At 36.3% G+C, this 15,083-nt stretch carries 9 protein-coding genes; 7 read left to right on the forward strand and 2 right to left on the reverse strand.

The features are described 5' to 3' along the window. The first annotated feature begins 31 nt into the window (after positions 1 to 31). Both aceB and BUE24_RS18700 read left to right on the forward strand, forming a co-directional pair. Positions 32 to 1,630: a malate synthase A gene (aceB, locus tag BUE24_RS18695; RefSeq protein WP_073319450.1), complete on the forward strand. Its 1,599-nt coding sequence runs from the start codon at positions 32 to 34 to the stop codon at positions 1,628 to 1,630. Between the two features lie 447 nt (positions 1,631 to 2,077). Beyond that, positions 2,078 to 3,208, forward strand: coding sequence for a hypothetical protein (locus BUE24_RS18700; RefSeq protein WP_139242048.1), 1,131 nt, complete (start codon positions 2,078 to 2,080; stop codon positions 3,206 to 3,208). Between the two features lies 1 nt (position 3,209). Here the strand turns inward: BUE24_RS18700 and BUE24_RS18705 are convergent, their stop codons facing one another. After that, positions 3,210 to 3,968 (reverse strand): M15 family metallopeptidase, encoded by a 759-nt coding sequence (locus BUE24_RS18705; protein WP_073319456.1) that lies wholly within the window; start codon positions 3,966 to 3,968, stop codon positions 3,210 to 3,212. A gap of 171 nt (positions 3,969 to 4,139) precedes the next feature. Continuing rightward, on the reverse strand, positions 4,140 to 4,682 hold the full coding sequence (locus BUE24_RS18710) for a DUF3347 domain-containing protein (protein ID WP_073319459.1): 543 nt from the start codon (positions 4,680 to 4,682) through the stop codon (positions 4,140 to 4,142). A gap of 176 nt (positions 4,683 to 4,858) precedes the next feature. On the opposite strand from BUE24_RS18710, the gene BUE24_RS18715 reads away from it, so the two are divergent. The 5 genes from BUE24_RS18715 (at position 4,859) to BUE24_RS18735 (ending at position 15,077) form a co-directional block, all read left to right on the forward strand. Continuing rightward, positions 4,859 to 5,314 carry a GAF domain-containing protein gene (locus BUE24_RS18715; protein WP_073319462.1) on the forward strand — a complete coding sequence of 152 codons (456 nt, stop codon included), beginning with the start codon at positions 4,859 to 4,861 and terminating at the stop codon, positions 5,312 to 5,314. Positions 5,315 to 5,715: 401 nt separating this feature from the next. Continuing rightward, a complete protein-coding gene (locus tag BUE24_RS18720) occupies positions 5,716 to 6,732 on the forward strand; it encodes a GntR family transcriptional regulator (protein ID WP_073319465.1) in 1,017 nt (338 codons plus the stop codon). Positions 6,733 to 6,994: 262 nt separating this feature from the next. Next, positions 6,995 to 10,006: a SusC/RagA family TonB-linked outer membrane protein gene (locus BUE24_RS18725; protein WP_073319468.1), complete on the forward strand. Its 3,012-nt coding sequence runs from the start codon at positions 6,995 to 6,997 to the stop codon at positions 10,004 to 10,006. A 33-nt stretch (positions 10,007 to 10,039) separates the two neighbouring features. After that, positions 10,040 to 11,611, forward strand: coding sequence for a RagB/SusD family nutrient uptake outer membrane protein (locus BUE24_RS18730; RefSeq protein WP_073319471.1), 1,572 nt, complete (start codon positions 10,040 to 10,042; stop codon positions 11,609 to 11,611). Between the two features lie 112 nt (positions 11,612 to 11,723). Next, positions 11,724 to 15,077: a VCBS repeat-containing protein gene (locus BUE24_RS18735; RefSeq protein WP_073319473.1), complete on the forward strand. Its 3,354-nt coding sequence runs from the start codon at positions 11,724 to 11,726 to the stop codon at positions 15,075 to 15,077. Positions 15,078 to 15,083: the final 6 nt, after the last annotated feature.

A 15,083-nucleotide genomic window follows, 5' to 3' on the forward strand; every position in this document is an offset into this window, starting at 1 on the left:
TAATAGTTGTAAAAACCTAAATTTTTAAACTATGGAAACTCAGACAAACATTAGTCAAAAAATTAGCTTCTCAAAGAATGTAAGAAATTACCATCCGGAAATCTTAACCGATGGTGCGTTAACTTTCTTAGAAGCTTTGCAAGATCGCTTTAACGAAAGACGATTAGCATTATTAAAAAACCGCGAGTGCCAACAGCAGTTGTTTGATCTGGGAACGTATCCTTCATTTCCAGAAAACACCAAGGAAATTCGCAATGCAGAATGGTGTGCTGCTCCAATCCCCGCCGATCTTCAGGATCGTAGAGTAGAGATTACAGGACCAGTAGACCGCAAGATGGTCATCAACGCATTAAACTCTGGAGCCAAAACATTTATGGCGGACTTTGAAGACAGTAATGCTCCACTTTGGGAGAACTGCTTGCAAGGACAGAAAAACCTGAAGGATGCCGTCAATAAAACTATTTCGTTTTACAATCCAAAAAAAGATAAGACCTATCAACTGAAAGAAAAAGTAGCGACTTTAATCGTTCGTCCAAGAGGTTTACACCTTGATGAAAAACATCTGTTGATCAGAGGTCAGGAAATGAGTGCTTCTTTATTTGATTTTGCACTATACTTATTTCATAATAATGTACAACTGAAAGAAAATGGTACAGGAGCCTATTATTATCTTCCAAAACTAGAACATTTTACAGAAGCTATCTGGTGGAATGATGTGATTGACTTTTCTGAAGAATATCTGGGAATCGAACCAGGAAGCGTAAAAGTTACTGTTTTGGTAGAAACCATTACCGCAAGTTTTCAATTGGATGAAATCATTTACGCATTAAAAGATCATATTGTAGGTCTTAACTGCGGAAGATGGGATTATATCTTTAGCTATATCAAAAAATTAAGAAACCACGAAGGTTTTGTAGTTCCTGATCGTGCACAAGTAACCATGACCAGTCCGTTTATGGATGCTTATAGCAAGTTGGTAATCCAACGTTGTCATAAAAGAAATATTCTTGCAATTGGAGGAATGGCGGCTCAAATTCCGATCAAAGATAATGAAGAACGCAATGCTCAAGCATTTGCAAAAGTAAAAGCAGATAAAGAGCGTGAAGTACAAAATGGACATGATGGTACTTGGGTAGCACACCCTGGTTTGGTGAAATTGGCGATGCAGGTTTTTGATACCCACATGCCAACCACTAATCAACTACACGTAAAACGAGAAGACATTACGATTACTGAAGACGATCTGCTAGCGATTCCACAAGGAACGATAACAGAAAAAGGAATCAGAGAAAATATTAACGTAGGCATTCATTACATCGCCAATTGGTTGAGTGGTAACGGAGCAGTAGCATTATACAATCTTATGGAAGATGCCGCAACTGCAGAAATTAGCAGAACCCAAGTTTGGCAATGGCTTAAAAACGAAGTCCGTCTGGAAGATGACAGAACGTTTAACCAAGAATTATTTGATACACTTTTTGAAGATGAGCTAAATATCATCAAAGAACAGGTAGGAGAGCAACTTTTTGATTCCGAAAATTATCAAAATGCTATTGCAACTTTCAAAAACCTAGTAATCTCTGATGATTTTGAAGAGTTCTTAACTACTTCGGCTTATCAGTATCTCTAAATAACGATAATTTATGTTTTATAGGTACACAACTATACGCTGTATATTATGGGATTGCAGTGAGTAAATCATCTATAAGTATATGGAGGGAAGTACAAAAGTTGAGCAATTGTAACTATTAGCATAATTTTTTTCCGATTTTTATTATTGTGCTCGAAAACGGCATTCATTACGATGAATGTCGTTTTCATTTTAATACAATTCCGATTGATCTTCTTATAATAAATTCCTAATTTGTAATCATATTATCTCACTATAAACCTGAAATACATCTTGTTGTTCACTATGACTGTTAATCAAGATATTACAAAGACCAATTGGAATCTAGCTACCAAAATCGCATTTAGATTTTTTTGCGTTTACTTTTTTCTTCACATTTTCCCTTTTCCTCTCAGTTATCTCGAAACACTTTTAGGGAATAACCCATTTTCTTTTTATACAAACGGGATGCAACAACTTTCCGTTTGGGTTGGAAAGAACGTACTAGGAATTAACTATGAAATAACTATTGGTTTCAATGGCAGTGGAGATACCACTTCAAATTACATTGTTCATTTCATTATTGCCGTAATGTCTCTGATTATCATGGTAATTTGGAGTATTATTGATTTTAAAAGACAAAATTACGACAAGGTACTTTTGTACTTTAGGGCTTTTATAAGATACTATGTAGCTTCTATCCTATTTGTATATGGTTTCGGTAAAGTTATCCCTTTACAATTTTCAGAACTAAATAATTTTGATTTAATAAAGACTTTTGGAGATCAATCTCCCATGGGGTTAATGTGGAATTTTATGGAGTATAGTGACACCTATACTCGGTTTTCTGGTTTTGCCGAAGTAATCGCAGGAGCACTATTACTTTTTAGAAAAACTGTTGTTTTCGGTGCCATAGTAGTCATAGGCGTCATGTTTAATGTTTTTATGATGAATATGAGTTACGATATCCCTGGAAAATTATATAGTGGCCTTATAACCATGATGGGATTGTTCTTGTTATCTCCGGATATCAAACGCATTTTAAACTTTTTCATTCTCAATAAAACAGTATATCCTAAAACCATATTACCTTATTTCTCAAATTCAAAATATCAAAAAACAGTATTAATTTTCAAAGTCTTGTTTATAGGTTTTTTGATATATAATAACCTTGGGGGAGCTATAAAAAACCAAGAAAAATGGGGTAAAAAAGCACCAAAACCCGCTTTGTATGGGATTTACGAAGTCGAAGAATTTATACAAAACAATGACACATTACCGCCTTTAGCAACAGATAGTATTCGTTGGAAACGTATAATAGTAGACAAATGGTATAGTGGAATCCAGACTATGGACGAAAAAATTATCAGATTCAAAGAGGAAACCGATACCATTTCTAAAACCCTTAAGCTAACATCTAATACAGACAGTACAGATGTGATGAGTTTTTATTTTAAACAAAAAGACAGTTTATTTTATTTCGAAACCATCTACAAAGGAGATACTTTAAAAATCAAAACCGAGAAGAAACCTAGAGAAGACTTTTTGTTGATCAACCGGGGTTTTCATTGGATAAGCGAACGTCCTTTTAACCGATAAACTACTTACATTTCCATCGGAAATCAGATATTTTAAACTTCTTACCTGTACTGAAGTTATAGTGCCACCATTCTGATTTTATAGTTGTGAAACCATGCTTTTCCATGGTACTTCTCAACATTTTTCGATTGGCAATCACTTTTTCTGGTAATTGTGTGTAGGAATGTCTTGCCTCTTTACCAAAATGATCAAAGGAAGTACCCATATCCAGTTCATTTCCTTTAAGATCAGTCAACGTAATATCTACAGCCGCTCCTCTATTATGAACTGATCCTCCTTTGGGATCAGCTACGTACCCAGGGTTTGGAACGATTTTCCACATCTTTTTTTGAACACTATGTGGACGATAACAATCAAATAGTTTGATACGATAGCCTTGCCTCATAAAATCCTTGTTAGCATTCAACAAGGCTTGTGCTACCTCGTTACGAACATAACATTTGGCGCAGGAGTATACTTTTTCTTTCAGGAAGTTATCGGGAGTCGCATATTTCATATCCAGTACAAAATTCCCCGATAATTTTTCTACATCAACAAACTCGTCATTTTTCTTAACAGACTGATCACGCTTTCCATCAAAAAGTCTCTCGATAGAATCCTTCTTTCGGAGCATACTTTGCTCCACCTTTTCTCCTCGTAATTTAAGTGCTTTTGATTTTTCTAAGAGAGATAATGTTTGTATCCCCGGGGCAACCTTAGCGTTATTACAAGAAAAAACCAATGCCGAAAAAATCAGCAAAATTAATTTTCTCTCAATCATATTTCTCTATTTTACTCCAATTACAAAAGATCAAAATGTATCATGTATCGACAATTCTTCCCTCAAAAAATTCAGATTCAAAACATTCAATCTTTTTTAAAGATAATTAATATTTTCTTTATAAGGGCAATTTCATCGACAAACTACCCAATTACAGGCGATAAATTGCGCTTAATTACTTTTAATAATCTTTTTAACTTCTCCACAGTTGAGCATTGCTGCTCCATAGTACGGGTTTCGTATTTCCTTAGAATCAGAGAACCAATATCCTCCCCCTCCATCAAAAGCCATAGGGCAAAATTGTTTGTAAATTTCTCCCTTAGTTACGGTGGCATTTTCAATAATTTGCTCTACCTGAACGGTAAGTGCCACAAAAAAATCTCTTTGTTTTTTTATATCCTTGGTCAACGCTATCAATTTTGCCGTAGCGATAAGTTCTTTATTGTTTTTGGTCAATAATTGTAATTTTTCAGAATTAGCCCTTACAGTTTTCGAATCACCATTTACCAATGCTCCTTTAATCGTAAGATAGGTGTTATAAACTTGCTGCGTATGCTGATCAGAAAATGCAACGGTAGAATTTGTTTTAGTAGCATTCAGGTCTCCACCTTCGGCAATAACTGTATCCACCTTGGTGTCGATTTGCTTATCTCTTTTACAAGAAATATTCATCAAAATAACAAACGAAAATAACATCAGAAATAAGTTTCGCATCAGCTTTCAGATTTTATAATTTGAATTCTTTATAAGTCTGCAAAAATACTTTATAAATAAAACATTCACCAGTACATTTTTCCTTTGATGAGAAAAGTTTTAACAAAACTATACCATTTGAGATTACTCATTTTATTAAATATTTTAAATATTTTTACCCGATCAAAATTGCAAGAATGACGTTTGAAGATTTAAAGCCCGAAGTAGTTTCTATACTTCAAAATACAGGTCAATCGGTAACCGAAAGACTTCATGAAATTTGTCAATTATTAAAAGATCATATCACCTATTACGACTGGGTTGGCTTTTATTTTAAAAATGGAGACAAGGAAGAATTAAAGCTAAGAACCTACGTTGGAGCCGAAACTGAACATGACATTATTCCTTTTGGTAAAGGAATCTGCGGTCAGGTAGCCCTATCTAATGAAAATTTTGTGGTACCCGATGTACAGGCCCAAGATAATTATATAGCCTGTAGTTTTGCGGTGAAATCAGAAATTGTAATCCCTCTGTTTAAAGATGGTGAAAATATCGGTCAAATTGATATCGATTCGGAAACTCCAGATCCATTCAATGAAGAAGATGAACGTTTTCTTGAATTTGTAAATCAAGAAGTAGCAAAAATCCTTTAATAGATAACTATTTTATCTTCGAAGTATAGTGGATATTGCTCTGTTCGTGTATTGTATTTACAATCGGTAGCGGAGTAATATATCTTTGTGGATTTGCGAATATCTTGTATCCAATACGTATTGTCGCGCCTAGTGATTTATACAATAGGAAATAGAATGATAAACTCTTTCATAACATATGACTTCTTATAAAACTTTGTTATGTCTTTTATCGCAGATAAATGATAACCTAGAGATCTAAAAAGCACTGTATTTTCATTCCATCATCAACCTTATAAACTGGAGAATATTTACAAAAGTTTGAACATGTAGCGTATCAAAAACCACTTAAATCAAGCTATCTTTTTGAAATTTAGTTATAAAGCTTAAATTTAAGGCAACACAAAAACCGTTATCCAATAATGTCGCCATTACTTCAGAAAATTCATGAACTTCAAGATGTAAACAGCTTATCTAAGCACGAACAAATTGTTCATGGGATCATAGGAGCTATTGATTCTGGTGTACTTAAAGTTGGCGATAAACTTCCTTCTATCAATGAGATGGTTGCCGAAGTTGGTTATGCCAGAAAGACTTTTGTAAAGGCGTATAACGAGCTTAAAGAGCGTGGGTTGGTCGAATCAAAAAACTTAAAAGGCTATTATATTATCAGCCAAGAAACCAATGTGACCTTAAAAGTAGCATTAATCCTATTTGCTTTTCATAGTTTTCAGGAAGGGTTTTACAATACATTTAGAAAAGAATTAGGTAAACGATACCATATCGATGTATTCTTTCATCACAATAACTTAGCTCTTTTCAAAACTATCATGGACAATATCTCCAAAAAGTATGGGATGTATGTGGTTGCTCCTATCCAGGAAGAAGAGGTTTCTAACCTATTACAACAAATACCTTCAAATCGATTATTAATTGTCGATCGACAATTACAAATGCCTCAAGAATACTCTTTTATCTCTCAAGAATTTGAAGAAGTAACTTACCAAAAATTAGTCGAGTTAATACCTCAAATCCAAAAATATGACAAGTTTGTTTTATTCTTCAAAAAGAATTCAGACTTCCCTCCCGAAATTCTTATAGCGTTCAATCGATTTATTCAAGATCATCATATTAAAGGTGAGGTTTTGGACACTTACGAATCAGAGGCGTTACATAAAAATACCGTATACTTCTGCATCAGCGATACTCAGCTGTGGCAAGTTCTAAAAGATGCCCGTAAAATGGAATATAGAATTGGCTCAGATATCGGTATTATGGCACACAATGACAACATCGTGAGAGAAATTGCTTTTGGAGGTATAACTACCATCTCTACAGATTTCAACTTGATGGCAAAAAAAGCAGCTCTTTTTGTAAAAGAAGGCAATCATGTTCACGAAATTGTTCCTACACATCTTTACCGCAGAAATTCTTTATAAGACCATCTATTTCCCTTTATAAAACAAATCAATCCTAAGAAATATTAGGCTATTGAGTAATTCTTTTCACCTAATAAGCATTACTATTTTCATTAATTTTTAAGCGTTTCTTTGTGTAAATCTTAATATTATTTGAGTTTTTATTTTGATTTAATAAAAAATCACATACATTTGCATAGTAGCATAGAGTATCATAGCATTAAACTCTTGCTCCGTTTGATTTCCGATAGACTTTAAAATTAATCACACAAATACAAATCATATGAGGCGAAAAACAATCAATCGTATTATGATGATGCTTATTGGGCTTCTCTCTACCGGGGTTCTTGCACAACAAACCATAACCGGTACGGTAACCGAGCCTAATGGACCTTTACCAGGAGCTAACATCACTGTAAAAGGAACCAACTTAGGTACTACCACAGACTTTGATGGAAAATACACCCTAAATAATGTTGCAGAAGACGCTATTCTCTTGTTCTCGTACATAGGGTTTGTGGTTCAAGAAGTTCCTGTGGACGGCAGAACTGTAATTGATGTTACTATGCAAGAAGACGCAGCATCTCTAGATGAGATCGTAATCGTAGGATACGGTTCAGAATCCAAAAGAGATTTAACTACAGCAATATCCACAATCAAAGGAGAGGCGGTAACACAAACAGCTGTTGCCAGTAACCCTGTTACCGCATTACAAGGAAGGGTACCCGGGATACAAGTGGAAAGTTTTGGTGGACAACCTGGAGGTAGAGCCAATGTTTTTATCCGAGGGGTAAATTCTTTAAATAGCGCCGACCCATTATTTTTGGTCGATGGTCTTTTTGTCGATAGTATGGAATTTATAAACCCTGCGGACATCGAAGACATCTCTGTGTTAAAGGATGCTGCTGCAGCTGCCATCTATGGGTCACGAGCGGCAAATGGTGTAGTATTAATCAAAACCAATCATGGAAAAAAGAACCAAAACATTGAAGTAAAAGTAAACCTAAGAACCGGAGTAGATACTCCTAGTAAAAAATTGGACTTCATTAATGGTCAGCAATACACAGACTATATCAATCAGCGTTTTGCGAATGATGGTGTAAACACAGTAGTCCAATGGAATGGTGTAGACACAGATTGGCAAGATGAAAATATTTCCAGTGCTATCGTACAGGATTATGGCTTTTCAATATCAGGAGGTGGTGAAAACTCCTCTCATTTTGTATCTGCCAATTATTTTAATCAAGATGGTATTCTTGTAGGTTCAGGTTTTGAAAGAATAAATTTCAGATTTAATAATCGATTTGATAAAGGGAGATTTCATGTTACTCAATCGCTTGGTTTAACCCAAGGAAAACTACAAGAAAATAGATGGTATGGATTTGATGGTACTACAGCACCAACAGTTGCTTTGACCAACCCAAATAACGAAGGTGGTTTTGAAGCACCATCTACGGATGTACAGGGTCCAGGAGGGGTAAACCAATTTGCACAAGCTGTCTTGGAAGACAACTTGGTTACTACTCGAACCTTATTTGGTAGTACCAAATTTGATTTCGATATCACCGATAATTTTACCGCATCCGTAAATTTTGGATTAGACTATACCAATCAGCGTAATTTTCAATTTACACCAACTTTCTTTATGAGCTCTGTAGATGCGGTCAGAAACGATAATCAAGAAAATGATCTAACTGATTTCAGATCCGAAGTACTCAATGTTCTGGTAGAACCCACCATCAACTATAAACAAGAGTTTGGAGATCATAAAGTATCAGCAGTACTTGGATATACTTATTTTCTGGAAAACGAAGAAGGTACCGGTGTTTTTGGTCAGGGCACACAATCCAACGACATACAAGTAATTAGTGATTTACCCGCCAGTAGTTCAATTGTGCTTTTAGGCACGGACAACACCGCTGGGTTAGAATCATACTTTGGTAGAGTAAATTACAACTATGCTGGAAAATATCTATTTTCTGCAACTTTACGAAGAGACTCTTCTTCTCGTTTTCAAGAAGGAAACAGAGAGGGATATTTCCCTTCATTTTCTGGAGCCTGGAATATTTCAAACGAATCTTTTTGGAACGTTCCTGAAATTAATTATTTCAAGATTAGGGCTTCCTATGGAGAGCTAGGATCCACCACCAGAGAATTTTACCCAACCGATGCCATTTTCCTAAGTGGGCAGTCAAATGTAACTTTCGGAAACTCTGCAGCACCAGGTTTGGCGCAAACGGCATTGGCAGATCCTAATCTCACCTGGGAGACTACAAAAACATTTGATATTGGTTTTGACATGTCATTATTGGACAACAAAATAAACCTAACCTTTGACTACTATTCTAAAGATATCGAAGATGTATTGGTCGCTACCAATATCCCTTCTACTACAGGAGTAAGTCTGCCTGTAATTCGTAATGCTGGGGATCTTGTAAATCGAGGTTTGGAATTCAATATCGATTATTCTAAAAACGATGGAGATTTCACCTACAGGATTGGGACTAATTTCTCTTTTAATGTAGAAAGCCGCGCAGGAGATATTCCAAATCCAATTCTCGGACCTACCATAGATGAGGATTTACGAATTGTAAATGCCACTCGACCTAATCAGCCCATTGGTGCCTTTTATGGTTTTGTCGTAGAAGATCGAGTAAATCCGGCAACTGGAGATTTTGTGAGAAGAGATATTAACGGAGATGGAACCATAGACAACGATGATATCACACTTATTGGTGATCCCGTACCTGATTTTGTGTATGGTTTGACATTTGATGCTGGCTATAAAAACTTTGACTTTGCATTAAACTTTGCAGGAGTACAAGGAAACGAAATTTATAACCTGGGACGATATTACAACATCTTGTGGCAGGATGGTGGGAAGCTAACCGAAGTATTAAATGCTTGGACTCCTACGAATACAGATACTAATATTCCAAGAGCTTCGGTAAGCGATCCCGCAGGAAATCAAGCACCTTCTTCATTTTTTGTTGAAGACGGATCGTATTTCAGGCTGAAAACATTAGAAGTAGGGTATAACTTTGATGAAGATGTACTGGGATCTGCCTTATTAAAGGATCTCAGAGTATCTTTCAATATTCAAAATGTATTTGTAATTACCGACTACAGCGGTTATGACCCCGATGTCTCTTCAACAAATGGAGGACGCGCCAATCTTAATTCTGGAGTACCAGGACTACGAGACAACGTAAACCCTTTACTAGGAAGAGGGTTAGATGCCAGAGCCTACCCTAATGCAAGAACTTTCAGTTTTGGCGTTCAGGCAACTTTTTAATCACACAATATCAAAACAATAAAAAAAGAGCAGATGAAAACATTTAATAAATATGGGCTTACCTCCTTGTTTACACTTGGATTGTTTAGCTTACTAGTCATTGCATGTTCTGATGAATTATTGGATCAACAGAATAACAATGGTACTTCGCTTAGTAACTTTGGGACTTCAGCAGATCAGGTAGAGAGTGCTGTAAATGCAGCATTCCATCCGCTTACTACTGCATTTTTCTGGGGAAGAGTATTACATGTTGGTGCCTTACAACGATCTGACGAATTTAACGTATTTCCTTTTGGCTCTAACACCGCTATGGCTGGACTTAGAGCAAACCCAGGAGACCGCTGGGCATTAGAGCCCTGGCAACAGTTATATAAATCTATCGGTAGATGTAATACGATCATCCTAAATGTAAACGAAGAAGGAATTCCTGATGAAGCTACAAGAAACGGCTTATTAGGACAGGCATATTTCCTTAGAGCCTTCGACTATTGGTATTTACTAACACTATATGGTAATATCCCATTAATCACACAAGAACCAGACCTGGACAATTTACTTGTTGAACAGGCCGATCCGGAATTGGTATGGCAGCAGATTATAGATGACTTAACCATGGCCGAACAAATGCTACCCGATAGCTGGGGAGGTGATAATTTAGGAAGACCTACATCTGGTGCTGCCATTGCTTTAAAAGGTAAAAGTCATCTGTTTAGAAAAGAATGGGAGCTTGCAGAAATTGAATTTAAAAAAGTAGTCAACTCAGGAATCTACAATTTACTTCCTTCTAATCGTTACGGAGAGAATTTTGGATTTACTAACGAAAATAACGAAGAGTCTATCTTCGAATTGCAATTTCAAGGGGTTGCCAGTTTTGCGTGGGGACAAGATATTCCTGGAACTGGTACTCAAGCTAATTTCTTGATCGACTATGCATCTCCAGAAGTATCTCCGGATAGAGGGCACCTCATTAACCCATGGTTAAGAGATCTGTTTGAGAACAATGGAGATGTAATAAGACGTAATGAAACCTTGGTTTATGACTATCCAGGAGCAACAGGATATGGTGGAGTCGATTATCTAACAGATTTTGCCAACGATATTGCAACCGCTGCCAATGAAGGTTTGGAGCCTATCTTTTCTAAAAAATATGCCGGATTGGATCTGGGTACACGAGAAGAAGTAATTGCTGTCCAATTAGGGCATACTATGGAAAATAATTGGCGAATAATACGCTATTCTGATGTGTTACTAATGCTTGCTGAAGCTCTTAACGAAAATTCGAAAACCGGTGAAGCAGAAATGTACATTAACATGGTTAGAGAACGAGCTCAAATTACATTGCTAAATGCGCTAAGTCAAGAAGATATGAGAAATGCCATTATTGACGAAAGAGCTATGGAGCTTGCAGGAGAAGGACATCGATTTCTGGATTTGGTACGTTGGGAATTAGCGGATGATTTTCTTGGTTCTAATTCTCTTCACGGAACTCCACATCCTAAATCATTGGTAGGAGGATCGTTCCAGTCGGGAAGAGATGAATTGATTTGGATTCCGTTAGGTGAGATCGCAACAAACCCTAATTTAAGACCCAACCCTGGATACTAAATAGAGATTAAACAGTTCTCATACTTTTCATTTACCAAGCAGAGAGTAAATCAATCATTGGATTTGCTCTCTGTTAACCAGAACCACCATTCTTTTTTCCTTGAAAAACAGTGTGCCACATATCATTTTAAGTCTTGTTTTTATCTTTTCTTGCAAAAGAAAAAACAATGATTTCCTATTTTCTTATGTTCCGCATACTCATACTCATGTAGATTTCGAAAATACTATTCTCGAAAACGACACTATAAACGTATTAGATTTTCAGTACTGCTACAATGGTGGTGGTGTGGGTATTGGAGACTTCAATAATGATAACTTACCCGACATTGTTTTTACAGGTAATCAAACCTCTAGTAAAATTTATCTCAATCAAGGAAATTTGAAATTTAAAGATATCTCCGCATCGGCAAATTTCAAGACAAACGCCTGGATAAACGGTGTAAGTATCGTTGATATCAACGGAGACCAACTAGATGACATTTACCTTAGTGTAGGAGGTCCTGACTGCCTAAAAAAACAATGTAATAATCTATTGTTTGTAAATACAGGAATAGACGATAAAGGACAAATCACTTTTAAGGAACAAGCCAAGGTATACGGACTTGATGACGGACATTACAGCCAACAAACTTTATTTTTTGACTATGATCTGGATGGAGATCTCGATGCTTATATTGTACACAATGGCAACACGAGAAGAGACAAAAATATCCCTATACCTCAAAAATATTTCCCAAATTATCTACAAGACATACTGTTAGAACGTCAAAGTGATCCCAAAACTGGACAAATAGTCTACAAGAACGTTTCCAATACTATGGGAATACTTCATAAAGGTTTTGGCTTGGGCGTAGCCTTGGTGGACTTCAATAATGATCAACTGCCTGATATTTATGTAAGTAACGATTTCATTACCAACGACCTGATATATATCAACAAAGGAAAAAATGCATCTGGTCAACATCTAGGGTTTGAAGAAATGCATAAAACCATTTTAGCCAAACAAACCTACAATGCCATGGGAGTTGATATCGCTGACATCAACAATGATCTACTACCCGATATCATGGTACTGGATATGCTTCCCAAAGACTATGAAAGACAGAAGAAAATGCTTGGATCAAACAATTACGATAAGTTTCTACTCTCTTTACGAAATGAATACACCCCTCAGTATGTGCACAACACCTTACAAATTCACAATGGTATTTTGAACCATAAGGTACTCCCTGCTTCAGAAATCTCTTTTGCTTCTGGGGTAGCAGACACCGATTGGAGTTGGGCTCCATTGATCATGGATTACGATAATGACGGAAACAAAGATATATACGTAACCAATGGGTATGTTAAAGATATTACCGATCTGGATTTCATCAACTATTCGGATCAAAACAACATTTTTGGTTCTCCTCAAAGTCGTAAAGAAAAGCTTCAAAAATTTGTAGAACAACTCCCAGGAATTTACCTTCCTAATGTAATATTCCAGAACAAAGACGGGTTACACCTTGACAATATGTCTCAATCGTGGATCCCAGAAAAAAACACCTATTCTAACGGTGCGGCCTATGCAGATTTAGATTTGGATGGAGATTTGGATTTGATCGTAAATAATATCAATAGTCCAGCTTCTATCCTTGAAAATCACAGTGATCAAAAAGGACAAAATTTCATAAGAATACAGCTCAAAGGAGCAAAATTCAACCCCAAAGGTATTGGAGCAAAAGTAACACTTTGGGAAAACCAAAATGCTCAATTTCATTATCAATCTGTGGTAAAAGGATACTTATCCTCTGTAGAACCTATTATTCATTTTGGCCTAAAAACAAACAAAGTCGATTCCATACAAATTGTCTGGCCCGATGGGAAAATCAACAGATATAGAACGCTTGCTGCTAATCAGACGATAACCGCGGAGTATGCCAATTTTCAATCTGAAATTAAACAAAAAAACAGTTCTCCGCTATTTGAGCTAAACGCTCAAAAACTTGCATTTAAACATATAGAAAATACTTTTAACGACTATCTACAGCAACCCCTGCTCACACATCAATTCAATGCTAATGGGCCTTGTATTGCAAACGCTGATTTGGACAACAACCTGGGTGACGAACTGTTTATCGGAGGTAGCAAAGGACATCCTGGGCAATTGTTTTCAGAAAACAAAGAGGGCTCTTATGTATCCATTCAACAATTTGATACCAAATACGAAGATACTGCTGTGCTATTTCTAGATATTAATAATGATGGAGCTAAAGATCTATACATCGGTAGTGGCGGTACTGATGCGATGGGAGACAATGCCTTTCTGTCTGACAGGATATATTTCAACACAGGTAACGGGGATTTCTCTGAAGCCACTGTTTTAGAAAAAGTTGCCACCAACACCTCCTGTCTTGCCGCGACCGATGTCAACCAGGATGGGTTTATAGATATTTTTGTTGGCGGTGGTGTTCATTTTGGTCAATATCCATTAGCTGCACCCAGTTATTTAATAGTCAACCAAAATGGGAAGTTATCTGAAAGCAAGAAGATTACCTTTCAAGATTTAGGTATAGTAACTGATGCTACCTGGGCTAACATCGATAATACAAAAGAAAAAGAACTTATTGTAGCCGGACAATGGATGCCTATTAAAATATTCTCTGTTCAAAAAGAACAAGTACGAGAAGTTCCAATACAATGGACCACTGCTGATGGAAGTCCTTTACAAACATCTGGGTGGTGGAACTGTATTCGTACAGCGGACATCGATAATGATGGGGATCTGGATATCATTGCAGGTAATCAAGGGACAAATGGATTCATAAAACCATCTCATCAACAACCTGTATATGTATATAAAAAGGATCATGATCATAACGGAAGTATTGACCCTGTTTTGGCACAGTATTTTGGAAACGAAGGAAAGTCGTCTTTAAAACCTGTACATACCAGAGATGATATAATGAAACAGTTGGTTTCCTTAAAAAAGAAATATCCAAGCTATGATGAGTTTTCAAAAGCCACCTTTCAGGAATTACTTAGTATCGAAGATTTGAAAAATGAAACTTTGAATGCTCATGTTTTTGAATCCATCTATGCAGAAAATATAGGGAATCAAACGTTTGTGGTTCACGCTTTACCAAAAATATGTCAGCTCTCTCCTATCAATGATATCCTGATAGAGGATATCAATCAAGACGGGTATAAAGATGCACTGTTTGTTGGAAACGACTACTCTTCTGAAGCTACTTATGGAAGACAGGATGCACTAATAGGCATATTTCTATGGGGGACAGAAAAAGGATGGATTCCAGAAGAGACAAGAGATAGTGGTTTTTTTGTACCAAAACAGTCAAACCACATTATCAGCGCCATAGATAGATCAGGAAAAAAACTTGTATTGGCCCCCCAAAATAATGATAGTATTAGGGTATTTACCGTAAACTCAAAACCATATAAGCCTGGCATTTCGCAAAATTTGTAATTAGGC

Source organism: Aquimarina spongiae (assembly GCF_900141785.1).
GTDB lineage: Bacteria > Bacteroidota > Bacteroidia > Flavobacteriales > Flavobacteriaceae > Aquimarina > Aquimarina spongiae.